Source organism: Clostridium moutaii, assembly GCF_041205085.1.
Classification (GTDB): Bacteria; Bacillota; Clostridia; order Clostridiales; family Clostridiaceae; genus Clostridium_B; species Clostridium_B moutaii.
The window spans coordinates 46,792-70,096 of sequence record NZ_JBGEWD010000011.1 but is presented as its reverse complement, the minus strand read 5'-3'; the positions used below and the strand labels follow the sequence as shown (position 1 = coordinate 70,096).

The window sequence follows — 23,305 nt, the reverse complement described above, 5'->3', positions numbered from 1 at the left end:
GTGTATATTATGTGGGAAATATATGATGATTTAATCAATGAAATTCCGGAAAATTTCATAGTTGATGAGCTTATATGCGGAAATGGAATGTCCTATGTCCGCAGTGGTAAGGGATCAGGAATTGCAGGTTTTCACCTTATTAATGAAACCAGAATGCCCATGTTTACAAAAAATTTTATTGGAGCACCGCTGAAAGAGATTGCAGCCTGTGTAAAGTCATGGAATATGGCTGAGGCTTCTATTGGAGTGGCTGCCATGAATGCATATTACAACAATGCTGAGGTGGCAAAGAAAAACGGAGTAGAATTTTCCAGTTCAAGGAGGGTTGAGGATAGGCTGTTTGATCCATTTATCATGTCTCAAAATAAAATAAAGGATAAAAAGGTTGCTGTTGTTGGACATTTTCCACACCTGGAAAACTTGTTTGCTCCAAAATGTCAGCTTTATATTATGGAATGGGAACCGGAGGATGGGGATTATCCCATAGCTGCCTGTGAATATCTGCTGCCCCAGTGTGACTATGTGTATTTGACTAATGTATGTATTCTGGAGAAAACACTGCCTAGAATGCTGGAACTATCAAAAGATGCCGAAAGGATTACCATGGTGGGTCCGGGGACTCCCCTGGCGCCTGCACTATTCAACTATGGAATTGAAGATCTGTCCGGATTTATGATTAAAGACCAGCAGCTTGCCTTTAGAATTGTTTCAGGTGCAGAAAATGTAAAAATATATAATGCAGGCCAGAAAGTCAGCTTCAAAAAAAATCAAAGGACTGATAATACAACACTTTAGCTGCCTAATTTGAGATTGGCAGTAGTACTGTCTTTCTAACGAAATATATGTTGTATTTGGTGAAGATATCATATATTGGAAGGGGCAGTTATCCCATTTCAATATATGAATCAGCATATGAAAAATATTATATGTTTAATAATAAGAGGTTTTGAAAATATAGAATAATAGAGTTATAATATAAATTGCATTGATGTGGGTTGATGCAATTATTTTTATCCAAACACTGCCAGTGTAATACTACAGTTTTATAAAGCGGTGCTGGGTGTTTGGACAAGCTTTTCTAAGGCTGGGGTGGAGAAGTTTCTTTTAAACAAACTTTATCTAAACCTTAAAAATTACTTAATTTGCCTATATTTGCAGGAAATAATTATACTACAGAATTATAAATAGTACTGGAGGAAACATAATGATTACAGGTGAGTTGAAAAGCAAAATAGATAGAATTTGGGAGACATTTTGGACTGGAGGTATTACCAATCCGTTAGAGGTTATAGAACAATTTACATATTTCCTATTTATAAAGGAGCTGGATGACAATGAGATATCTGCTGAAAGTGATGCAGAATTACTGGGTATACCTTTTGAAGGAATATTTCCAAGTGGCAAACAGTATTTAAGATGGAGCAGATTTAAAAATGAAGAAGCAGGAGAAATGTATAGAATAGTATCCCAGGAAGTTTTCCCTTTTATAAAAAATATTCAAGGAACACTTCAATAATAAAATGTTTAATGGCTTTGACATGGATAGAACCATGCTTAGAATTGGTGACATGAATATGATGCTTCATGGAGTGGACAACCCTAATATTGAATACAGGGATTCCCTTTCAGAAACTAATAAAGATAGGGAAAAATATGCATTGGTTTTAGCGAGAGTGTGAAGCTTTTTCTGCAAATTGGATTTCTATGATAATTGTCAAAGGCATCTACTTGTAAATAAATAGGTGTTTTTTTATAGTTGTTTTCAATAAGTTAATTTGAAGATAAAATTAATCATTGAGTCCATGAAAATGGATATATAGAATTTTACAATGTCTTTTTACAGATTTTCAATTAATAAATACTTTTATGATTACCATAATTTATAATATCATATAAAGTAAATGATTTATTGTAAATTTAATATATGTTTTTAGCATTATTGTGTCCAGTAAAAACTTTATATTGTATAATATTATTTATATTGTATAATGTCTACTTTAATAATATTATTTTTGGGGCTTGTAAAAGCTGTCAACATATAATATTGATCCCATGATGGTTAAAAATGAGTGAAAAAATTAAATAGCGTGAAAATGATAAATTCACATTATGGCAAGTCAGCAATACAACGGGAGGTAAATGTGTTGATCTTTAGGAGCATTCTTGATATAATAATCTTTATAGTTGTTTTCAGAAAGTTATGAATAGGAACTTTTGCTCGGAATTTACATTTTTTATTGGTAAACAATATATTTAAAATGAATATAAATAGAATGCAATATGTTGTCCTGCAAGCTTGAAAGCTGTTTCTACCCTTGTGAAAGAAACTCATTTCAGAGGAAATCATTTTCCTAATTCCTTTCATTGGCAATTGAGCCCAATAAACATGAATGGATTGTTTAGAAGTTTACATGTTCTAATCTTTTATAGATGTCTTTTTCTCTTTTATAATATTTAATACTTTTCTCTTTAAATTTGATTACCGCTGCTTGTTGTAATTTTTCTATATAAAATAGTGAAAAATTATTTTCAAGTATTATCGATATATGTAATCTTACAATATAAAAAGGGGATGAATTTGTGCTGCGAAAAATGAATTTAAAGGTAAAAATTAGTATTATAATTGGATTATTGCTGCTAATAACTTTTGTCACTACATTTTCTATAGTGTTAGTGAGGTTATATAATAACAGTATGGTACAGGCTAAGACTCTTTCGGAAGAAATGTCAAATTCCTATGCTTCTCAAATTGACAGCCATTTTACCACACTTGAAACTATAGCTGATACATTTAAAAATTCAATAATAAGTCAAATGGGAAAAGGTGTTAAGAATAGGGATATTATTATTGATATGCAAAAGAATGTATTAAATAAGTATCCTAATATTTATGGAATTACAGTGGCTTTTGAACCAAATGCTTTTGACGGACAGGATGCTTCTTATGCAGGAAAATCGGAATATGGTGAAAAAGGCTTGTTTATACCTTATGTAACCAGGAATAATGGTTCTTTTCATGTTGAAGCCGCCTATAATTTCGAGACAGATATGGCCTGGTATAATAATACAAAAAAAAGCAAACAGGTATTTGTAACGGAACCTACTGTATATAAAGTCAATGGCAGTAATATATCCATGGCATCTTTAGTTGTACCTATTTTAGATGAAAATAAAAATTTTCAGGGAGTTATATCCATAGACTATAAGCTTGAAACATTCCAGAAGATTGTCAGCAGCATAAAACCTATGGGAGGATATGCCCAGCTTTTATCCAAAAACGGCATATATGTAGCTAATGGTGCGGATAACAAGCTGATAATGAGTGATGCAAAAAAAAGTGGTGATGATTGGAAGAACATTGTAGATCAGACATCATTGGGTAAAAAAGTTCAAACTTTAGGGAAATCAATTTCTACGGGAAAAGATGTTTTTAGAGTGGCATATCCCGTAAAATTAGGTGATTGTGATATGAATTGGAGTCTGTGTATAGATATTCCTGTAGCCAATATTTTGAAGGATTTCTATACTCAATTGAGACAGATAATACTTATAGCTTGTATTGGACTTGTTGTTGTAATCATGGTGATCATATTAATTGTTGGTTATATTACCAAAGGACTTAAATATGCTGAAGGTCAATTGGACTTGCTGGCACAGGGAGATCTTGGTGAAGAAATTGATTTAAAGTATTCAAAATCCAAAGATGAAATTGGAAAGATGATAAATTCCATGTGGAAAATGCAGCAATCAATTAAAAACATAATAAAAGGTGTAAAGGATAATTCCTTAAGTGTGGATGATTCAATAAGCAATGTGGAAAAAAATATAGGTACTTTAAATTTAAAGATTGGTGATGTATCTGCAACTACAGAAGAACTTTCTGCCGGGATGGAAGAAACGGCAGCATCTTCTCAAGAAATGAACAATTCCGCATCTGAAATAAAAAACACCGTTAAGAGTATGTCAGTAGAAATTGAGAGTGGGCTGGAATCTGCAAAAAAAATAAATAAAAGAGCTGATGCCTTGAAATCTTCGGCGGTTCAATCTCAACAGAATGTAAATGACATGAGTGCAGATATAGATAAAAGGCTGCAATTGGCAATCGAAAAATCAAAAGCCGTGGAACAAATAAAGTCATTGACAAATGGAATATTGGAGATAACTTCACAGACAAATTTGCTTGCATTAAATGCATCTATCGAAGCAGCCCGTGCAGGAGAAGCTGGAAAAGGATTTTCCGTTGTGGCAGATGAAATCAGAAAGCTTGCTGATTCGTCTCAAAATATGGCTATCCAAATTCAGAATACCACCAAAGATGTAGTTGAATCCGTTGATGCACTTAGAAATAGCTCCAAAGATATAATGAAGTTTATCGAAAAACAAGTTGTCCCTGATTATGCTAATCTAGTTAATACAGGGGAACAATATAGCAAGGATTCTTTTGAAATAAAAAAAATTGTGGATGATTTCAATATAATATCTGAGAAATTACTTGTATCTATTTCGGATATAGTAAAATCTGTGGGGGAAGTATCTGCAGCATCAGAAGAAGGTGCCCAGGGAACCACCAATATAGCACAAATGTCTTCAGAAGTAGCTGAATTAAGTGATAATGTGATGAAACAGGCAGCTCAGTCAAAGGCAAGTGCAGAGAAATTAAGGAAAATGATTTCCGTATTTAAACTGTAATTGATGATAACTCTGACTTTTACTTTGAGTTGGAGTTACTCTTATCTATTATAATTTTCTTATTAACTCCCATATACCCATCATAATCTTTTCCATTGTCATTATGTTTTGCCCTTGAAATAAATTCAGTATCCTTAATCTAGTAGGGACAAACTGATGCCCAGAAATACATTTTTTAGTTTGCGGAACTCATACAATGCAACCATAATCAGGTATAAAATCTATGAAGATTTTAGTAAGTAAAATAATATATAATTATTTTCTAAACCACTCCAAAGTATATTTTTTAAAAGTCCATACATTGGAAGACAAATTTGTTACCTTAGGTACAGCCAAAGCTATTCTAACATTGATTTCATCATTCAAATTTATTATCTTAATTTTATTTTGTCTTTATAAGGGGAAAAAGCTCAAAAGTATTATTCAATTCAGGATCATTAGTAAATGTAATAAAAGCAGCGTCAATTTTTAGATTCTTCCTAAGCTGAATTAAGGATTTTGTTTCAGCTTCTTTATTCTAAAAACCACTGACACCTTTGCGTTCAGCACTTTCTGATCCATCACCATAGCTTACAAGTACCTGAAGAAGAATTTCCCCAAGAGTCTGTATTGGATTAATTGTACATGCAATAAGGGAAACTGTAGATATAAGCGGTGTTGAAGATGGACTTGATGTAGTCTTTTTAGATATAATTATGAATAAATTCCTTAAATGAATTCAATTGCCTTATTTTTTCAAGCTCTTCATCTTCCAGAACATATTTTAAAAATTGGGGGTATAATTTTAAAGCCTGGATTATATCCTCACAGGCCTGGTTTTTCTCATTTATTAAGGCGTAAAAGCAGCTTCTGTTATAATACAGAAAATGGACTTCACTGCAGTTGTCAATTCCACGGGATAAAATTTTTATACCTCTTTCTGTATCTTTATATTTATAGATTACTGCTAAATTCAAGTAGCTGTATTCATAATTTTTGTTTTTTTCAATAGCCCTTTCATAGAATCCAGCAGCTTTTTTTACCATATTGAATTTACAGCAGATTACACCCATATTGAACAGGGCCAGATAATTATGAGGATTTATTTTAAGGGCCTTTGAAAATTTTTTATATGCAAGATCATTTTGATCTTTTTCTTCATAAATACTACCCAAGTTTAAGTTTGCCCAAAAATCCAGGGGACTTAAGCTTAACAGCCTTTTATAAGTGTATATTGCCAGATCTTTTTTACCGGATACGTCATAGGCATTTGCCAGAAAAAAGTAGGCTTTATGATAGCTGGGGTTTATATAAATGGCTTTTTTATATAATTTTATAGCTTTTGCATAATTTCCCTCATCATCATATATTGCAGCCAGGCCATAATAAGCCCTTTCTTCACAGTCATCTATGCTTAAAGCTTCTTTATAATATTCCTTGACTTTCTCTGATTTTCCCCAGAAGTCATATATTAATGCCAGGTTGATTATGGCATCTACATCTTTACCCTTTGAAAGTTCATAAACCTTATTGTATAGATTAAGTGATTTAATTAGGTTGTTTTGTTCAAAAGCTTCTTCTGCTTTTTCCAGATATCTGTTGATTTTCATATCATTTTTCATAAATACACCATTTCTTTTTTTATTTTTAGTGTCTATAGATTAAGTTATCATCAATAGAAGTTAATTTCAAGGTTTCTTTTGTGAAATTTCATTGTATACCTTTTCGAGGATCAGGAATTTGCTATTGGTACAATAATTTTGAAAGATAATATTTTTATTTCAATTAGAAATGAAAAAAATATTGCATTTTTAGTGAATATACATTAATATATAACGGTAAAAAAATAATTCAGATGAATCCTTGGAGAGACTCTTAAAAGAGCACCGAAGGAGAAAGTCCCAGGACGAAACTCTCAGGTAAAAGGACAGGAAAAAGGTAACATATCTTATAAAAGTAATACATAATCAATTACTTCATTTTAGATCTTATCTGTTCCCATTTGTATCTCCAATTGCAAAATATTTATATGGAGGGATAAAATGGATCAATCAACAAAGATGTCACAAAATCAAAATCTATCAAGAGGATTAAAAAATCGTCATGTTCAATTACTTGCAATAGGAGGTGCAATTGGTACTGGATTGTTTCTTGGATCAGGAAGATCCATTCACCTGGCAGGGCCGTCTATTTTATTTGCATATACCATAACAGGCATAATTTGTTTTTTAATTATGCGTGCCCTGGGGAATCATTGTTTTCCAAAGCAGCAAGTATCATAAACTTTGTTGTACTGACATCGGCAGCTTCTGCTTTTTATGGAAAGTACACTTGACATTTTGAATAGAACTGATATACTTGACATATGGAAAGCACACTTTCCATAAGAAGGAGCGAAATGTGAAAAACCGACTGGAAGAAATACGAAAGAAACATGGCTTAAGCCAGGAAGATTTGGCGGCAGCTCTTGAAGTGTCAAGACAGACAATTGGTTCCCTTGAAAACGGCAGATATAACCCGTCAATAATATTGGCCTTTAAAATAGCAAAATACTTTAATATGAATATTGAAGAAATTTTTATTTATGAGGAGGATGAAAAATGAAAAAAAGCACTTATTACATCATGACTGTAATTGGATTGCTGTTGATGGGCATAGGAGCATATTTTGTCAAAACAGTTGTTGATCCACGGGGAATGCTTAAGGCTCTGCCATATATCTGCATGGGATTGGGATGCGGCATTTTCGGACATGGTGCTGGAGGAATAATAAGCCTCAGGGCTTTAAAGGATTATCCTCATATTAAAAAGCAAATGGAAATTGACAGGCAGGATGAACGTAATATTGCTATTGGGAACAGAGCAAAGGCCAGGGGATATGATATGATGATATTTATTTTTGGTGCTTTAATGCTTGTTTTTGCTTTAATGGGTGTTGATTTTGCAGCTGTTCTTCTTTTAGCTTTTGCCTACCTGTTTGTCATAGGATATAGCCTTTACTATCGTTTTAAGTATGACAAGGAGATGTGAGAAAATGAAAACTTTTAACTATGTATTTATTGCAATAGTAGTTATACTGTTGATTAGTTCATCGGTGGGTATGTTTTTTGTAGGAGGATATACTCCGGAGACTATATCTGCAATTTTAATATCTGCATCGGTATATTTGGTCATAAGCGGGATATATAATAAATTTTTTGTTAGGAAAAGACATAAGGATGAACGAAATCTCAATATTGAAGACAAATCCAAAGCAAAAGCTTTTGATGTTATGGGAATAATATTTGGTATTCTTGTGATTATATATGGCTTTTTAAAGGCTGATTTACTTATAATTTCACTTGCATTTACGGCATATTTGATCATTTTTGGGGTCTATATGATGTACTTTTCCAAATATCATAAAGAAATGTAAGTAAGCCATATTTTATTTGGAAGGCAATAGTTATTTTAAAATTAAATTTATTAAAAGCAGTTTTCTAAAAATTATTAGTATAACTAACTTATAAGTTAATTAATAATGGTAAATTATTGTGAAGTAAAAAATATATATATGATTTGCAGTTAAATAGTAATTTATGATACAGTTTGGAACTATTTATTATTTATAAAATGTGGCAATTATTTTTTATAAAAAGCAAAGGAGAATTTCAAAATGGAGAAAACACGAGTTTTTAGAATGCCTTTTTCAAGTATTTATCCGCTCTATATACAAAAAGCAGAGAAAAAAGGAAGAACAAAAAAAGAAGTAAATGAAATAATTTTTTGGCTTACCGGTTATGATGAACATTCATTACAGCAACAAATAATTAATGAAGTGGATATGGAAACGTTCTTTAAACAAGCACCTCATATTGATCCGAATGCTTCACTCATTAAAGGAGTAATTTGTGGATATAGGGTGGAAGAAATAGAAGATGAATTAATGCGACAAATCCGATATTTAGATAAATTAATTGATGAGTTAGCTAAAGGTAAAACAATGCAGAAAATATTAAGAAAATAAATTAGATGGCATAATCTTTCAGAAGAAGTAAAAGCCCAGTTAAAAGAGTTCTATAATACTTTATAAAAGCAAAGTTATTGAGTGTTTAACTTTTAGCCTCTGATATAAAAGTCCTCATTGCAGCTGTTATCCACTTATTCTTGTGGTATAGTATTTGTGTCGCCATATTAAATCTGCATCCATCCAGATCAAACCCAACAAGCTGTCCGTTTTCAAGTTCTTTCTCTACAGTCATAACAGGAAGCAGGGTTATTCCAAGATTACTCATGGTAAAACTTTTAATTGCTTCAATACTTCCAACTTCCAAAGCTATGTTAGGTTTTAAACCTGATTTTTGAAACATTTTCTCAAAAATATTTCTATAGCTGCAGCCCTTTTCTGTTACAATTAAAGGCTCATCTTTAATATCTTCCATTGTAACTTGCCTTTTACCAGTAAGCCTGTTTACTGGAGAGGCTAAAAATGTCATGGATTCATTGTAGGACACACAGCATATTAAATCTGGATCAACAATTGGTTTATCCAAAATAAATGCCAAGTCAACTATATTGTTTTTAATCATACTTCTTAAATCTGAACAAACTCCAACTTTAATTATGACTTCTACTTCAGGATATTTCATATGATAATTTTTAAGCAATTCTGGAAGTCTCATAGTACACAAGGACTCCACAATTCCTATTCTTAAAGTTCCACGGGGAATATCTACGTCACTTACTGCTTCTTTAGCTTCCTCTGTAAGACTTATTATATTTTCTGCATATTTGAGAAACACTTCACCTTTTGAAGTAAGATGCATTTTTCTTCCGATTTTTTCAAACAGTTTTACACCAAGATCTTCTTCTAAAAGTTGAACTTGGGTTGTAATAGTAGACTGAGCATATCCTAATTCCTCTGCTGCCTTAGTATAACTTTTCAAATGGGCAATTTCAGAAAATGTTATCAGATTTCTAAACTCCATATTATGCCTCCAATTACTTCAATAAAATCGAATTGTATTTTCAAATAATTCAATTTTATTAATAGTTAATCTTATGATAATATAAATATATTAGAAATTCAATGAATTTTTTTAATTAAACTTTTGCAAAAGTATAGCTGGCTGCAATAAAATTAAAGAAAGAAGGTAAAACTTAGTGAAGGTTTGATTTTTATTATTACATTCTGTCACTAAATATAAAATATGAGTAAAAGTAAAAATATTGGAACAATAACACTTTCCGGCCTCATAGTAGGCCCGGTACTAGGATCAGGAATAATACTATTGCCGCCCATTGCCTACAAATTAGTTGGGAGATGGGCAATAGCTGCCTGGATTATCATAATGCTGCTTGGTATTATATTTGCCTATGTTTTTATATTTTTGAGCCTGGAAAGTCTCGGGAATGAAGGTGTTGCAATTGCAGTTGGAAATGCTTTTGGAAATTTTTTTCGGGAACTGACTTCAAATTTTCTCACAGTCGCAGTTTGTTTCGGCCCTACAGCAGTTTTGATTACAGCTGCAGTTTTTTTAAAAAACTTTAGCTTGTTTTCAAATATGAAAGTGGAAATGATCGCATTTGGGATGGAAATTATATGTGCTTTAGTTCTTATATATGGTATAAAATCTCTGGCAAAAATTACCCTAATATTAACAGGACTTACAGCTGCACTATTATTTTCCGGAAGTATGTATACACTGATTTTTGCTTCAAATATACAGATACCCCAACAAACATCCTTTTCCTTTTCTAAGTTTGGATATACCCTCTTACTTTTATTCTGGGCAATCATAGGATGGGAGATTATAGGCAACTATATTGAAGATATAAAAAATCCTAAAAAAACACTTATTAAAGCAATGACTGTAAGTTTAATAATCATTATCAGCTTATATATTATTGTTGCGCTTTCTATACAGAATGTATCTGCCAGTAATCACGATATACTGGCAATCATGACTCCGCTATTTGGTTCATTTTCTTTACCTGTAATCACTATTGCTGTATCAGGACTCTGTATGTGTACCTACCTTATGATAGTTGGAGGAGTTTCAAGAATGAGTGCACAGCGTGGAGCAAACAATAAGCTGCCTGCTTATCTGTCATATATAAACAGATATGGAAGCCCTGTTAATGCTATTATAACACTTATATGTGTACATTTTGTAGTTTTATCTCTGTCTGCTGCAAACCTCATAAATCTGGATGAAATTGTAACTTGCGCCAATGTATTTTTTCTATCTAATGCAATAATTGGATTAGCTGCTGGATTTAAGTTGCTACACAGTATTAAACTCAAAATTGCAATTTCCATACTCATTATATCATTTATACTATTATTACTTAAAGCAGCTTTATGGAGTCTTTTACTTTTAATTTCAGTGATACTTTTGTCTATATATAACAATAGAAGACTTAAGGGGGAATGTTTTCTATTGCATTAATTGACAAAATTATTCCAAGTTGTGAGAACACACATGAATTTCACAAAATAGAGAAAGTGTTTTTGAAATTTATAAAAAAAAGAAGGTTCTGTAACTTATGTTACAGAGCTTTTTTAAAATTACTGTTAATGTAGACTTATAAAGTGATTATTAGGTTCAGATGGAATTTGCTTATGAGGAATGCTTTTCCTATCTGAATCTTAGAAGAACTTATCCAGGGGCATAGCAGTGCTTGTAATCTCCAGAATTTACAAAGCTGAATGCTGGCAATGGTAGCCCTCGGATAAAAAGAAACGGGGAGGAACATAATCATGGAAAATAAAATGTTTTGTTATCAATGTCAGGAAACAGCAGGATGTAAAGGCTGTACCAAAGGAGGAGTATGCGGCAAGAAACCTGAAGTAGCAGCCATGCAGGACCTGCTTGTATATGTAACAAAGGGAATATCCGCAGTTACCACAGCACTTCGTGATGAGGGGAAAGAAGTAAGCAGTGAAATAAATCATCTGGTAACACTTAATCTGTTTACTACAATAACAAATGCAAATTTTGATGAAGATAGGATAGTTTCAAGAATTTTTAAAACCTTGAAGAAGAAAAAAGAATTGCTAAAGCAGCTGGACAATCAAAGTGACCTTCCAGAAGCAGCAATCTGGGACAGTTCAGATAGAAATGAGCTTGCAGCAAAAGCAGCAGGAGATGAAGTTGGAGTTCTTTCCACAAAAAATGAAGATATAAGAAGCTTGCGTGAGCTTATTACTTATGGCTTAAAAGGACTTTCTGCCTACAGCGAACATGCAAATGTACTCTTAAAAGACAATGAGGAAGTGGATGCATTTATACAGAAAGCATTGTCAAAAACATTGGATGACAGTTTAACTGTGGATGATCTGGTGGGGTTGACACTTGAAACCGGGAAATATGGTGTAAGCGGTATGGAACTTTTGGATAAGGCAAATACATCTTCTTATGGAAATCCTGAAATTACAAAAGTAAATATAGGAGTGAGGAACAATCCCGGCATACTTATCTCAGGTCATGATCTCAAAGATATGGAAATGCTTTTAAAGCAGACTGAGGGAACGGGAGTAGATGTATATACTCATTCAGAAATGCTTCCAGCTCATTATTATCCGGCATTCAAAAAGTATTCTCATTTTGCAGGAAACTATGGAAATGCATGGTGGAAGCAAAAAGAAGAATTTGAAAGCTTTAATGGACCTATTCTTATGACAACAAACTGTATAGTCCCTCCTAAGGACACTTATAAAGACAGGCTTTATACCACCGGTGCAGCAGGATTTCCGGGATGCAAGCATATTCCAGGTGAAATAGGAGAAGAAAAAGATTTTTCCCAAATTATTGAACATGCCAAAAAATGTGCACCTCCTGTTGAAATAGAAAAGGGTGAAATCATAGGTGGATTTGCCCATAACCAGGTTCTTGCACTGGCGGATAAAATCGTAGAGGCAGTAAAATCAGGTGCCATAAAGAAATTTGTGGTTATGGCAGGATGTGACGGAAGGGCAAAGTCCAGAAATTATTATACTGATTTTGCAAAAGCACTTCCAAAAGATGCAGTTATACTTACTGCAGGATGTGCAAAATATAAATACAACAAGCTTCAATTGGGTGATATCGGTGGAATCCCTCGTGTACTTGATGCAGGACAATGTAATGATTCCTATTCCCTGGCAGTAATTGCATTGAAATTGAAAGAAGTTTTCGGACTGGATGATATCAACAAGCTTCCTATAGTATACAATATTGCCTGGTATGAACAGAAGGCCGTAATAGTACTTCTTGCACTATTGTACCTTGGCGTAAAGAACATTCACCTTGGACCTACACTCCCTGCATTTCTTTCTCCAAATGTAGCTAAAGTATTGGTGGAGAATTTTGGAATCGCAGGTATAGGATCAGTAGAGGATGACATGAAGATTTTCTTTGAAAAATAAAATTAGAATAGTTAATTATTAAAAGGCATGCCCCAATTTATAAAGATTAAATTGGGGTATGTTTTTGGTTATAAATTATGTATCTATTAAATCATTCAGTTCAAAGTATTGGAGGCATTTGTCTGTCGGCTTTAAGTGTGGGAGAACTTCATATGGTTACTGCGGCTGCAGGCATGCTGATCCTTCTTGCAACTGTAAGTTTTACACTGTTTTTATCTGCAGAATGCAAAGACACAGTCAATTCCATGATAATAGGCATTGTGTTTTGTATACTGTCCCTTATACTTGATTCTGTTACATTGCCGAATCACTTATTATTTCAAATATAAGTAGTTATAAAGTATAATATATATAGATAAATTTAATATTAAGATGGATATATCTTAAAAGGCAGGAACGAGAAAAATTACAGGTGTTATTTATTGGGAGGTAAATATTATGAAAATTTATGATATTTTATTTGGTTCAAGACCAAAATCTATTTCAATAATAATAGGTGAGGGGAATTTGGATGAACTTAAAATTTTTATAAAAAATGGAGGTGATGTTAACGAAGAATATGATGATAAGAGTCTGCTTCATTTCGCCATAGATAATTGTGAAAACAATTATTTCAAAATAATAGAGCTTTTAATCAATAGCGGTGCAGACATCAACAGCCATCAAAGCTATTTGAAAGAAACACCCTTACATAGAATATGTGCAAGAATAAAACCTAAAATTGATGTTGTGCAATTATTATTAGATAGAGGAGCTAAAGTAAATGCTGAAAATATATCAGGTAAAACCCCTGTCTTTTACTGCAGTTTTAGTTATTCTGTAGAACTTTTGAACCTTCTTGTAAAATATGGAGCAGATATCAAACATACTGATAAGTATAACAATACTCTTTTGCATGATGACTACTTGAATTGTAATACTGAAACCTTTGAAGAGTTTTTAAAAGTTCTTATTTCTCTTGGTTTTAATATAAATTCAAAAAATAATGTAGGGCATACTCCACTGTATTTGTGCAAAAATAAATATATTGAAAATATACTTATAAAATACGGTGGAAAGATAGATAAAAGTCTATGAGGTGATATTTTTAGTACATATCAGATATATTTAAAATAAAAAGTATTGTATAATAAAGTTAAAGAATTAACTTTATAGCAAAAAAGGTAGTATATTTATATGCTTGACAGAGTGATTTTACATGTGCAGTACTTCATGATGTAGTGAAAGATACAGATATTTCACTTACTAGATTATTTGAAGAATGAAGGTTTTTCTGAAGAAATATTATCTGATTTAGTGCTTTAAAAGGAACATATAATAAATATAACGAGGGGGATTAATATGTATTGTGTTAGAAAAGTAGATAAAGATCTTTATTGGGTTGGTGGCAGTGATCATCGTCTTGCTCTATTTGAAAATATTCACCCAATTCCAAGAGGTGTTTCCTATAACTCGTATATACTTTTGGATGAGAAAACTGTGCTTTTTGATACTGTAGACTGGTCAGTTTGCCGTCAGTTTCTTGAAAATGTCAAGGCAGTTCTCCATGGCAGAACTTTAGATTATATGGTAATCAACCATGTAGAGCCAGATCATGCGGCCTGCATTGAGGAAGTTATTCTCCGCTATCCCAATGTAAAGATCATATGTACAAAAAAAGCAGCTGTATTTATAAGGCAGTTTGGTTTTAGTGTAGACGGAGAAGTGATAGAAGTCAAAGAAGGTGATACCAAGTCCTTTGGAAAACATAATGTTGTATTTGTAACTGCACCTATGGTACATTGGCCGGAAGTTATGGTTACTTATGATACTACAAATGGTGTATTATTTTCTGCTGATGCATTTGGTACTTTTGGTGCGCTGGACGGAAAGCTCTTTAATGATGAGGTAGACTTTGAGCGTGATTGGATTGATGATGCCAGAAGGTATTATACAAACATTGTAGGTAAGTATGGACCTAATGTCCAAGCACTTTTGAAAAAAGCCGGTAAATTGGATATTAAGAAAATTTGTCCCCTGCATGGGCCGGTATGGCGCAATAATTTAGGATATTTTCTTGAGAAGTATGACAAGTGGAGTCGTTATGAGCCTGAAGAAAAGGGTGTAATGATAGTCTATGGCTCAATGTATGGAAATACGGAATCTGCTGCCACCCGTCTGGCAACCGGATTAGTGGAAAAAGGGATGAAAAATGTGGTCATGTATGATGTTTCACAAACTCATGTATCCTATTTAATTTCCGAGACATTCAAATACAGCCATTTAGTTCTTGCATGTGTCACATATAATATGAAGATCTATCCCCCAATGCTCGATTATTTAATGGATATGAAGGCATTGAATCTTCAGAAACGTACTTTTGCCTTAATGGAAAATGGATCATGGGCTCCTCAATCAGGAAAATTGATGGGTGAATTTTTAGATGGGATGAAAGAAATGACTGTTTTAGATAAAAAGATATCATTGAGTTCCAGTATGAAAAAATATGATATTAGTTCAATGGAGGAACTTTCAGACAGCATCATCCAGTCAATGAAGTGATTTTAAAAAAATCATCGGCTTATGTGTAAAATTCCTGAGCCGATGATTTTTATTGAAGCTTATTTATACAAAATCATGTTTGCCGGCATACATGATTTTTACATTTCTTAAGAAATTCTTCAATATTTTTCTCCTCTTTTAATTTGTCCATGTTTAATCTGCCTGTTCTGTCACATAAACCCAGAAGAGCTACTTCCTCAATATCTGTGTCATTTTTCATACCTTGTATGTCCGCAAAGGGAAGATTATTTATTACAAAAAGTATCTGCATATGGTATCTGATGAGATTGGAAACATCATAAATAAAATTTTTATCCTCTGTAAAACATGACAGAAATTCTTTTGACAGTTTAGATCCCACCTTGTCGTGATCATAGGATGTTATTCTACCCTTTCTTTTTTTTGTTGTAGAAGGTTTGCCTATATCGTGAAGAAGTGCTGCCCACATGAGTACTTTGGGGTTTTTACTTTTCATTTTTATTTTGGCGGCTTCATCTACTACCAGGAGAGTATGATTCCATACATTTCCCTCTCCATGATATTTTGGGGATTGTTTCGTAGTGTTTAATTTGTACAGCATATCAAATGGATATTGCTGAAACGATGAAGTCGAACATATTTTTTTCAAATAATCTGACGGCCTGAAATCATGAAGAAGGTGCTCCTCAATACTGATATATAAGCTGTCCATGTATATCATCTTTTTGTATTTGGTCCTAGGGCCTGCTTTTTGGCATTGTGATTTTGATTCTGATTATTTTTGGGAATAGAATCAGCTGTACTGCTGGATTTTTCCTGTGAATTTTTTTTACTCTTAGACATACATATCACCTCTAAAGTTAGTATTCCAATGAGAAGCATATTTATGCAGGTCATTATACAGTCTGTGAAAAATGATCATAAACTATTTTAGAGATTTTTCCAATTGTGTTTCGTGTCACGCTGTTAATAAGGGCGTCCCATGTAAGACAGCAGAAAATATAGTCCATATTGGGAAGATATACTATTACTTTAAAATATCTGTATTTAATCTACTACAAAACCTATGTAGAAGGAATTGAATCTAATGGTAGATGTAATTGTTAATCAATAAATATGTAATATAATAAATATTCCAAGAAGTTAATTCTCTTCATTTCACTGTACAATCTATAGATTAAATTGTATTAATATTATTGTTGAATTATAATTATAAAAAAGGAGGCTTTACATATGAGTGAAGTGTTAGATGAAGCAGTAAAATATATAGAACAGTCCAGGACAGGATTATTGATTACAATAGGTGAAGATGGTGCACCATATGCAAGAATTATGGGAGCATTTTCAAACCATGGGGTGAATTTGTATTTCGAAACAGGAAGAAAATCCAATAAAGTCAGACATATAAAAAAGAATCCAGTGGTTACATTTTATTTTCAAAATGAGAATCAAACCTATGATACTTTTAAAAGTGTTTCTGTAACTGGAGAGGCATCAGAAGTTCTGCAAAGCGATGATGATTTTAACAGTGCAGTAGATGGAATAAGTGTTAGATATCCGGTGTTAAAAGAAAATATAGCTAAGGGGAATATAGGTGATTCCGTTATATACAGAATAAAGACAAAGTTTGTCAAGCTGGCTGATTATACTAAGGATTCAAAGGAAGTAAAAGAATTAGTATAGAAGATTTGAGAACTGAACAAAAGCAGGGTGTTTTGAAGATAAAATGCTGATGCTTTTTTATTTTCTCTCATGTATTAATGACGTATAATATTGGGGCATAATTATAATGAGAAATGGAAGCTATGAAAATCATAAAAAGTTAGGAGTGTGTTTATTAAGATGGGAAAAATTAAAGAAGTAGAATTGAATGATGGGCTAAAAATACCTTCTGTTGGCTTTGGAACCTATAAGTTAAATGGTACTCACGGAGTAGAGGTAATAAAAAGTGCAATTGATATGGGATATAGATTGATCGATACTGCATTTAATTATGAGAATGAAGGAGCTGTAGGTGAAGCAGTCAGGCAAAGCTCTGTATCAAGAGATAAACTTTTGATCACTTCCAAATTGCCCGGGCGTCATCATTCATATAAACAGGCGATTGCAACAATTCAGGAGTCATTGTTTAGAGCAGGACTGGATTATTATGATCTATATCTGATTCACTGGCCTAATCCAAGAATGAACTTATATGTGGAAGCATGGCAGGCTTTGATAGAATTAAAAAAACAGGGCCTCATTCGATCCATAGGAGTTTGTAATTTTGTGCCGGAGTATATAGAACAATTGATAAAAGAAACGGGTATAGTTCCCAGTATAAATCAGATTGAACTTCATCCATATTTTAATCAGCGGGAGGAGAGGATCTGGGATGCAGAGCATAAAATCACAACAGAGTCATGGAGTCCTCTGGGTAGAGGCAACAGTATACTTAAAGAGAAAAGTATAGACAAAATAGCAAAATCACATAAAAAGACTGTTTCCCAGGTAATATTGCGTTGGCATCTGCAGCTTGGGGCAATTCCTATTCCAAAGGCATCTTCAGGTCAGCACCAATGTGAAAATATTGATATTTTTGATTTTGAATTGTCGGAAGAAGAGATGAAGATAATCTGTGAACTTACCCGAGAATCAGGGAGAAACAACAACCAGGATCCCAGAACCTACGAAGAATTTTAAATTTATATATAATGTATAGATAGATAAATTTATAAGAGGAGCTGAAATAAAATGAGTATTAAAAACATAAGTGTGCTTGGAACAGGAACTATGGGACATGGTATAGCACTGCTTTCTGCGGAAGCAGGATTAAATGTAAAGATGTATGGAAGAACAGACGTGAGTTTGAATAGGGGGTTCAATAATATAAAATCCAGTTTGGAGCTCTTGAAAAATGAAGGAAATCTTCCGGAGGATAAATGCAGGGAAATTTTAGGCAGGATAAAAGGTGTTAATGCTATTGAAAAAGCTGCCGAGAATGTGGAGCTTGTAATAGAATGTGTAGCTGAGAATTTAGAATTGAAGCAGAATATATTCAAACAATTAGATAGTATTTGCAGCAGTGGAGTAATTCTTGCTTCCAATACATCAGGACTTAGCCCTACAGATATAGCAAGGTATACAAAGCATCCAGAGAGAGTAGTTGTTGCACACTTTTGGAATCCGCCTCAGTTAATTCCACTGGTAGAAGTTGTACCAGGAGAAAAAACTTCAGGGGATATAATGGAGGAAACAATGAAATGGGTGGAGTTTATAGGAAAAAAAGGTGTGCGTATGGAAAAAGAATGCCCGGGATTTATAGGGAATCGCCTTCAATTGGCACTGCTTAGAGAAGCGCTGTATATAGTTGAAAAAGGATGGGCCAAATCGGAAGAGGTGGATAAAGCCATGGAATATGGACATGGAAGAAGACTGCCTGTTACAGGACCTTTGTGTAGTGCAGATTTGGGGGGGCTTGATATATTTAATAATATATCAACATATTTATTTAAAGATTTGTGTGATTATAAAGATCCCTCCAAGCTTATGCAGAGTAAAGTTGAATCCGGTGATCTGGGAAGTAAAAGCGGTAGAGGATTTTATAACTGGACACCTGAATTTTTAGAAAAAAAGCAAAGAGAACGTGTAGAAGTTTTGCTGGAGTTTCTCAAAAGAGATTCAATGGAAAATTAAAATTTGCGTTGGTAATTTTCTATTAAAAAGTTTAAAAAAGGCTTTTTAATGGAAATATCATTCAGACCCAGTATGGAAGAGGATAAGAGGATGATGCTGGTTTCAAGGGTGAAATTTCTGACAGCATTATGGATTCAATGAAATAATTTTAGAAAAGATATAAATCAAAGATCTGTTGGTGAATAAAATTCATGAACAGGTCTTTTTCAATAGGATTTGATGTAGAACTGCAGCCATTAGTTTACAAAAATGTATTCTAAATTTTATAGACTCATAATTACATTTTTGATATGATTATCTAAAAGGCAATTTATAATTGCTTTTCAAAGTGGAAATTGTACAATAAAAAGTATTTTATACAATGAAAATCTAAAAATAGATACTATAATACTAAATTTGTATAATGAATTTACAATTAAATAATTATATCCTATGATACTATGAAGTATGTCAATTGGTAAAGAATTTAGTAAAAACACAATAAATATTGCTAAGAAGCTATAAAATGTAATAAATCATAAACAATAACAATAGCTGTTTGGAACATTGAAGATAAGACTTGTTCAGTAAAAGATGAATGAAATACTTCTAAGATAAAGTTTTAAGGAACAAATTTCAGTGAATTTTGACGAAATTTGTAGAAACTTTGCAAAATATTTGTTTACTTTTATTATTTTTTTATTATAATAAAATTATGATAAAAAATATAATAAAATCTAGTTGATCTCTTTCTTGGGTGTAACTATAGGTCGTCAGAAGAGGTGTTATAAGCATGAATAAATTTAATAATTCGCTTAAAAAGTTGATATCCTCAAAAAATTTATATGATCGATATAGTGGAATTTTATCATTGTCGGATATCCCTCTTTTTTTGGTAGATACGGAAGGAGATATATTGCTGGAGTTTATTCCATCTCCAGATTTTTGCACCCATCTGTGTCAAAAAAAAGGAGGACATGTATGTTCTGATTATATGAGCAGGATAAAATCTGGTGAGAAAGGCAGATTTATCTGTCAGCATGGTCTTGAAAACGTACTTTTTCCAATTGTAGTGGACAATGAGACTCTAGGTTATGTAGCAGGTATGCAGGTATATTTACAACAAAATGAATACCAGAAATATATGATTGATTTCAAACGTTTCAAGTCAAGTAAAACTGATGAATTGGAGATTATAGCAAAGTCAATTTCCTCTCTTAAAACGGTGGAATTAAATAAACTTGAGGTACACCAGAGATTAGCTGGTGAAATTGCTAAAAATGTTTCTTTTGATTTATCAGATAATTATTTTCACCAGAATTTAAAAAGGTTATCAATCGAAAAAGAAATTTTGGAGAAAAAGATTATTGATTTAGAAGCGAAGAACATGTCTCTTGTGGTGAATCCCCATTTTTTGTTTAATACGTTAAATTGTATAGCTAGAGTGGCTTATTTTGAGAATTCCCACACAACAGAAAAACTTATCTATTGTCTTTCCGATTTGCTGCGATACAATTTAAAACAGGACAACCAGCTTCATACTATTGGTGCTGAAATAAATAATATTGAGAAATACTTATATATTCAGAAGGTGAGATTTAAAAATCGTTTGGAATACCATATTGATGTTGCAGAAAATATTAAGTCTTATAGGATACCCAATATGGTTATCTTACCAATTGTGGAGAACTCTTTAATTCATGGAATTACTCCCAAAAGAGATGGAGGCAAGTTGAGTATTTATGCTGAACAATACAACAAAGAAATAGTTATTTCCATTATGGATAATGGAAATGGTTTTTCAAAAGAGTCTTTACTTAACATACGAGAATCTAAAAATAAATCAGGACTGGGTTTACGAAGTACAGACGAACGGTTGAAACGATATTACGGAGAGAAATACGGATTGGAAATTGTGAAGTCTGATTATAGTGGAAGTACAGTAACCATTACGATTCCTGCCCAACCTGTTGTGGGGTGATAGAGATGTGTATGGTATTAATTGTGGAAGATGAAATGCTTGAACAAGAATTTATTAAGTCAATTGTGCGTGAAGAACTCTTTCCTCAGGATACATTGTTGACCTGTGAAAGCGGAATAGAAGCTGTCAATCTGGCAGAGCAGTATAGACCCAATATTATAATAACGGATGTGCTCATTCCCGAACTGGATGGATTAAGCGCTATTGAGAAGATTAGAAAATTTTTGCCTGATGTGTCTGTTGCTGTTTTATCTGCATATTCGGACTTTGCATATGCGCAGAAAGCCATTAGGCTTCAAGTTTTTGAATATCTGTTAAAACCAGTAAAACCTAATACAATTAAACAGGTTTTCCGAAAAATGATGGACTCAACATATAAATATCATTCAATGATAGGTGAAAAAATTGAACAAAACAGCATTGATTCTACAAAATGTAATGAGTATTTTATTGAGAAATCAGTAGAATATATTAAGCAGCATTTTAGAGAAAAGATTACTTTGGAAATGATTGCATCCAGGGTATTTTTGAATCCAAAATATTTTAGCCGGGTTTTTAAAAAAAAGATGGGAGTATCATTTTCAAAATATGTAATTAATTTAAAAATTCAATACGCTTGTAGGCTTCTGGAGACAACTAATTATCCTGCCTATAGAATATCAATAGAATGCGGATTTTCAGATCCCTCCTATTTTAACAGGGTGTTTTGTGCTCAGATGGAAATGACACCTCAGACTTATAGGAAATATGTGAAGGTATCCAAGGCAATAAATTAAAAATAATTTTTATGATTTTAGATTTTTTAAAGGTCACATTTTATAAATAAATTGGAATGTGTGTGGTGAATTGTTTATGGAAATGGAAGATTTAGTGCAGAAAAAACTGCGCAGTATTTTTAATGATAACAACATAATATTCGATAAATCACGATTTGCCGGAGGACTTACCAATTATAATTATATTATGAATATAAATGGAACCGAATATGTTATCAGGCAGCCTGGTGCTATGACAAATCTTATGATTAATAGAAAAAAGGAAAAATTTAATGAAAAAATTGCCGCTAAGCTTGGTATTAATTCTGAATGTGTTTATTTTGATGAAGTAAGTGGAATAAAAATTAGCTTGTTTATTAAAAACAGCAAAAATATTGCTAAAGTTGACCCTTGTTGTCATAAGAATTTAAAAGCTGTTTCTGCTCTTATGAAAAGAATCCATTCCAGCGGTGAACAATTGGCCAATTCTTTTGATTGGACAATTGAACTGGATAAATACGAGAGAATTATTCAGGAACTTAACGGAGATTTTTTCTTTGATTATACTGTATTAAAAAATCAATTGATTGATTTTATGGAGAAAAATATTAAAAATACAATTTCCGTACCCTGTCATAATGACACAGTGCCTGAAAATTTCCTTGTAGGCCCAAATGGAAAAACTTATCTTGTAGACTGGGAATATTCAGGAATGAACGATCCAAGCTGGGATGTAGCTGCATATATTCTTGAATCCAAATTGAACAGTAAGGCAATTCAGTATTTACTTTTGGATTATTATGGTAAATTTCCATCTCTTGAAGAAATATTAAAAATTAAATGCTATATGGCGGCTCAAGATTTGCTCTGGATGGTGTGGGCCATGGTTAGGCATTACAGTGGGGATGATTTTCTTGACTACTGTTGTTTCAGGTATGAACGTTTTCAAAAGAATGTAAATGCAATCAGAATTTGGCCGGAATATTCAATAGCTGATATGATAAAAAATATTAGTAGTACAATTGCCTTTTAAAATTTATTGATTAAAAAAATATTTTAAAGATACATGCTTTAATAGGGGACATGTGTCTTTTTATATTTTATAAGTTTTGCAATATAATGTGATAATTTTGCAATATTTAAAGAAAATAAATTGTATTTTGCTTTGAATATTGCAAAATGTTTTTATTAAATTGATGGAAATAAATTTAATTATTTCTTTTATCTGGTGAAAAAATAAAAAAATAGTGATATTAATACAAATTAAAGTAACCATAATACAAAAAAATAAAGAAACAAGGGGATATTGTACAAGTGAAACACAGTGCTTTATGCCATA

21 protein-coding genes, 2 pseudogenes and 1 riboswitch are annotated in these 23,305 nt (G+C 32.5%); of the genes and pseudogenes, 19 read left to right on the top strand and 4 right to left on the bottom strand.

Features of this window, described 5'->3' with window-relative positions:
- Window positions 1–9: 9 nt before the first annotated feature.
- From AB8U03_RS12105 to AB8U03_RS12095, 3 genes and pseudogenes are all read left to right on the top strand, one after another.
- Window positions 10–795 (top strand): Rossmann-like domain-containing protein, encoded by a 786-nt coding sequence (locus AB8U03_RS12105; protein WP_369704816.1) that lies wholly within the window; start codon window positions 10–12, stop codon window positions 793–795.
- 409 nt (window positions 796–1,204) lie between these two features.
- A pseudogene (locus AB8U03_RS12100) lies at window positions 1,205–1,670 on the top strand (type I restriction-modification system subunit M N-terminal domain-containing protein); the annotation flags it as partial.
- A 910-nt stretch (window positions 1,671–2,580) separates the two neighbouring features.
- Window positions 2,581–4,689 carry a methyl-accepting chemotaxis protein gene (locus AB8U03_RS12095; protein ID WP_369704815.1) on the top strand — a complete coding sequence of 703 codons (2,109 nt, stop codon included), beginning with the start codon at window positions 2,581–2,583 and terminating at the stop codon, window positions 4,687–4,689.
- A gap of 683 nt (window positions 4,690–5,372) precedes the next feature.
- Here the strand turns inward: AB8U03_RS12095 and AB8U03_RS12090 are convergent.
- Window positions 5,373–6,290 (bottom strand): tetratricopeptide repeat protein, encoded by a 918-nt coding sequence (locus AB8U03_RS12090; protein WP_369704814.1) that lies wholly within the window; start codon window positions 6,288–6,290, stop codon window positions 5,373–5,375.
- Window positions 6,291–6,521: 231 nt separating this feature from the next.
- A riboswitch (glycine riboswitch) is annotated at window positions 6,522–6,609 on the top strand.
- Window positions 6,610–6,728: 119 nt separating this feature from the next.
- Here AB8U03_RS12090 and AB8U03_RS12085 point away from each other — a divergent pair.
- The 5 genes and pseudogenes from AB8U03_RS12085 to AB8U03_RS12065 form a co-directional block, all read left to right on the top strand.
- A pseudogene (locus AB8U03_RS12085) lies at window positions 6,729–6,917 on the top strand (amino acid permease); the annotation flags it as partial.
- A gap of 151 nt (window positions 6,918–7,068) precedes the next feature.
- The gene (locus AB8U03_RS12080; RefSeq protein WP_369704813.1) at window positions 7,069–7,272 is read left to right on the top strand and encodes a helix-turn-helix transcriptional regulator; all 204 of its coding nucleotides are present in this window, start codon (window positions 7,069–7,071) and stop codon (window positions 7,270–7,272) included.
- Window positions 7,269–7,697: a DUF6442 family protein gene (locus AB8U03_RS12075; protein WP_369704812.1), complete on the top strand. Its 429-nt coding sequence runs from the start codon at window positions 7,269–7,271 to the stop codon at window positions 7,695–7,697. The genes AB8U03_RS12080 and AB8U03_RS12075 overlap by 4 nt, the downstream gene beginning before the upstream one ends.
- Window positions 7,698–7,701: 4 nt before the next feature.
- Complete coding sequence (locus AB8U03_RS12070; protein WP_369704811.1) at window positions 7,702–8,082, top strand: hypothetical protein; 381 nt, start codon at window positions 7,702–7,704, stop codon at window positions 8,080–8,082.
- Between the two features lie 240 nt (window positions 8,083–8,322).
- Window positions 8,323–8,673, top strand: coding sequence for a DUF2200 domain-containing protein (locus AB8U03_RS12065; protein ID WP_369704810.1), 351 nt, complete (start codon window positions 8,323–8,325; stop codon window positions 8,671–8,673).
- A gap of 85 nt (window positions 8,674–8,758) precedes the next feature.
- Here AB8U03_RS12065 and AB8U03_RS12060 read toward each other — a convergent pair whose 3' ends face one another.
- A complete protein-coding gene (locus AB8U03_RS12060; protein ID WP_369704809.1) occupies window positions 8,759–9,634 on the bottom strand; it encodes a LysR family transcriptional regulator in 876 nt (291 codons plus the stop codon).
- 222 nt (window positions 9,635–9,856) lie between these two features.
- Between AB8U03_RS12060 and AB8U03_RS12055 the strand changes: the two genes are divergently transcribed.
- The 5 genes from AB8U03_RS12055 to AB8U03_RS12035 all read left to right on the top strand — a co-directional run bounded on the left by AB8U03_RS12055 (window position 9,857) and on the right by AB8U03_RS12035 (window position 15,597).
- Entirely contained in the window at window positions 9,857–11,098 is a 1,242-nt protein-coding gene (locus tag AB8U03_RS12055) for an APC family permease (RefSeq protein ID WP_369704808.1), read from the top strand.
- Between the two features lie 311 nt (window positions 11,099–11,409).
- On the top strand, window positions 11,410–13,056 hold the full coding sequence (gene hcp, locus AB8U03_RS12050) for a hydroxylamine reductase (RefSeq protein ID WP_369704807.1): 1,647 nt from the start codon (window positions 11,410–11,412) through the stop codon (window positions 13,054–13,056).
- A gap of 77 nt (window positions 13,057–13,133) precedes the next feature.
- Entirely contained in the window at window positions 13,134–13,385 is a 252-nt protein-coding gene (locus tag AB8U03_RS12045) for a hypothetical protein (protein WP_369704806.1), read from the top strand.
- A 109-nt stretch (window positions 13,386–13,494) separates the two neighbouring features.
- The gene (locus AB8U03_RS12040; protein ID WP_369704805.1) at window positions 13,495–14,133 is read left to right on the top strand and encodes an ankyrin repeat domain-containing protein; all 639 of its coding nucleotides are present in this window, start codon (window positions 13,495–13,497) and stop codon (window positions 14,131–14,133) included.
- 264 nt (window positions 14,134–14,397) lie between these two features.
- Window positions 14,398–15,597, top strand: a complete 1,200-nt coding sequence (locus AB8U03_RS12035) for an FprA family A-type flavoprotein (protein WP_369704804.1) — start codon at window positions 14,398–14,400, stop codon at window positions 15,595–15,597.
- A gap of 73 nt (window positions 15,598–15,670) precedes the next feature.
- On the opposite strand, the gene AB8U03_RS12030 is transcribed toward AB8U03_RS12035, so the two are convergent.
- Together AB8U03_RS12030 and AB8U03_RS12025 are read right to left on the bottom strand one after the other, a co-directional pair.
- Window positions 15,671–16,288 (bottom strand): HD domain-containing protein, encoded by a 618-nt coding sequence (locus AB8U03_RS12030; protein WP_369704803.1) that lies wholly within the window; start codon window positions 16,286–16,288, stop codon window positions 15,671–15,673.
- Window positions 16,289–16,293: 5 nt separating this feature from the next.
- On the bottom strand, window positions 16,294–16,419 hold the full coding sequence (locus AB8U03_RS12025) for a hypothetical protein (RefSeq protein WP_369704802.1): 126 nt from the start codon (window positions 16,417–16,419) through the stop codon (window positions 16,294–16,296).
- Window positions 16,420–16,809: 390 nt separating this feature from the next.
- On the opposite strand from AB8U03_RS12025, the gene AB8U03_RS12020 reads away from it, so the two are divergent.
- The 6 genes from AB8U03_RS12020 (at window position 16,810) to AB8U03_RS11995 (ending at window position 22,999) form a co-directional block, all read left to right on the top strand.
- Window positions 16,810–17,259, top strand: a complete 450-nt coding sequence (locus AB8U03_RS12020; RefSeq protein WP_369704801.1) for a pyridoxamine 5'-phosphate oxidase family protein — start codon at window positions 16,810–16,812, stop codon at window positions 17,257–17,259.
- 159 nt (window positions 17,260–17,418) lie between these two features.
- Window positions 17,419–18,258, top strand: coding sequence for an aldo/keto reductase (locus tag AB8U03_RS12015; protein ID WP_369704800.1), 840 nt, complete (start codon window positions 17,419–17,421; stop codon window positions 18,256–18,258).
- A gap of 51 nt (window positions 18,259–18,309) precedes the next feature.
- Complete coding sequence (locus AB8U03_RS12010) at window positions 18,310–19,251, top strand: 3-hydroxyacyl-CoA dehydrogenase family protein (RefSeq protein ID WP_369704799.1); 942 nt, start codon at window positions 18,310–18,312, stop codon at window positions 19,249–19,251.
- Between the two features lie 772 nt (window positions 19,252–20,023).
- Window positions 20,024–21,211, top strand: a complete 1,188-nt coding sequence (locus AB8U03_RS12005) for a histidine kinase (RefSeq protein WP_369704798.1) — start codon at window positions 20,024–20,026, stop codon at window positions 21,209–21,211.
- 5 nt (window positions 21,212–21,216) lie between these two features.
- The gene (locus AB8U03_RS12000; RefSeq protein ID WP_369704797.1) at window positions 21,217–21,987 is read left to right on the top strand and encodes a response regulator transcription factor; all 771 of its coding nucleotides are present in this window, start codon (window positions 21,217–21,219) and stop codon (window positions 21,985–21,987) included.
- 76 nt (window positions 21,988–22,063) lie between these two features.
- Window positions 22,064–22,999: a choline kinase family protein gene (locus AB8U03_RS11995; protein ID WP_369704796.1), complete on the top strand. Its 936-nt coding sequence runs from the start codon at window positions 22,064–22,066 to the stop codon at window positions 22,997–22,999.
- Window positions 23,000–23,305: the final 306 nt, after the last annotated feature.

What these genes read in the sequence shown, in the direction of transcription:
- AB8U03_RS12105 (WP_369704816.1), top strand. Translation starts at nt 10, where the DNA reads ATGTGGGAAATATATGATGATTTAATCAATGAAATTCCGGAAAATTTC.
- AB8U03_RS12090 (WP_369704814.1), bottom strand. Translation starts at nt 6,290, where the DNA reads ATGAAAAATGATATGAAAATCAACAGATATCTGGAAAAAGCAGAAGAA.
- AB8U03_RS12075 (WP_369704812.1), top strand. Translation starts at nt 7,269, where the DNA reads ATGAAAAAAAGCACTTATTACATCATGACTGTAATTGGATTGCTGTTG.
- AB8U03_RS12070 (WP_369704811.1), top strand. Translation starts at nt 7,702, where the DNA reads ATGAAAACTTTTAACTATGTATTTATTGCAATAGTAGTTATACTGTTG.
- AB8U03_RS12065 (WP_369704810.1), top strand. Translation starts at nt 8,323, where the DNA reads ATGGAGAAAACACGAGTTTTTAGAATGCCTTTTTCAAGTATTTATCCG.
- AB8U03_RS12060 (WP_369704809.1), bottom strand. Translation starts at nt 9,634, where the DNA reads ATGGAGTTTAGAAATCTGATAACATTTTCTGAAATTGCCCATTTGAAA.
- AB8U03_RS12055 (WP_369704808.1), top strand. Translation starts at nt 9,857, where the DNA reads ATGAGTAAAAGTAAAAATATTGGAACAATAACACTTTCCGGCCTCATA.
- hcp (WP_369704807.1), top strand. Translation starts at nt 11,410, where the DNA reads ATGGAAAATAAAATGTTTTGTTATCAATGTCAGGAAACAGCAGGATGT.
- AB8U03_RS12045 (WP_369704806.1), top strand. Translation starts at nt 13,134, where the DNA reads ATGTATCTATTAAATCATTCAGTTCAAAGTATTGGAGGCATTTGTCTG.
- AB8U03_RS12040 (WP_369704805.1), top strand. Translation starts at nt 13,495, where the DNA reads ATGAAAATTTATGATATTTTATTTGGTTCAAGACCAAAATCTATTTCA.
- AB8U03_RS12035 (WP_369704804.1), top strand. Translation starts at nt 14,398, where the DNA reads ATGTATTGTGTTAGAAAAGTAGATAAAGATCTTTATTGGGTTGGTGGC.
- AB8U03_RS12030 (WP_369704803.1), bottom strand. Translation starts at nt 16,288, where the DNA reads ATGGACAGCTTATATATCAGTATTGAGGAGCACCTTCTTCATGATTTC.
- AB8U03_RS12025 (WP_369704802.1), bottom strand. Translation starts at nt 16,419, where the DNA reads ATGTCTAAGAGTAAAAAAAATTCACAGGAAAAATCCAGCAGTACAGCT.
- AB8U03_RS12020 (WP_369704801.1), top strand. Translation starts at nt 16,810, where the DNA reads ATGAGTGAAGTGTTAGATGAAGCAGTAAAATATATAGAACAGTCCAGG.
- AB8U03_RS12015 (WP_369704800.1), top strand. Translation starts at nt 17,419, where the DNA reads ATGGGAAAAATTAAAGAAGTAGAATTGAATGATGGGCTAAAAATACCT.
- AB8U03_RS12010 (WP_369704799.1), top strand. Translation starts at nt 18,310, where the DNA reads ATGAGTATTAAAAACATAAGTGTGCTTGGAACAGGAACTATGGGACAT.
- AB8U03_RS12005 (WP_369704798.1), top strand. Translation starts at nt 20,024, where the DNA reads ATGAATAAATTTAATAATTCGCTTAAAAAGTTGATATCCTCAAAAAAT.
- AB8U03_RS12000 (WP_369704797.1), top strand. Translation starts at nt 21,217, where the DNA reads ATGTGTATGGTATTAATTGTGGAAGATGAAATGCTTGAACAAGAATTT.
- AB8U03_RS11995 (WP_369704796.1), top strand. Translation starts at nt 22,064, where the DNA reads ATGGAAATGGAAGATTTAGTGCAGAAAAAACTGCGCAGTATTTTTAAT.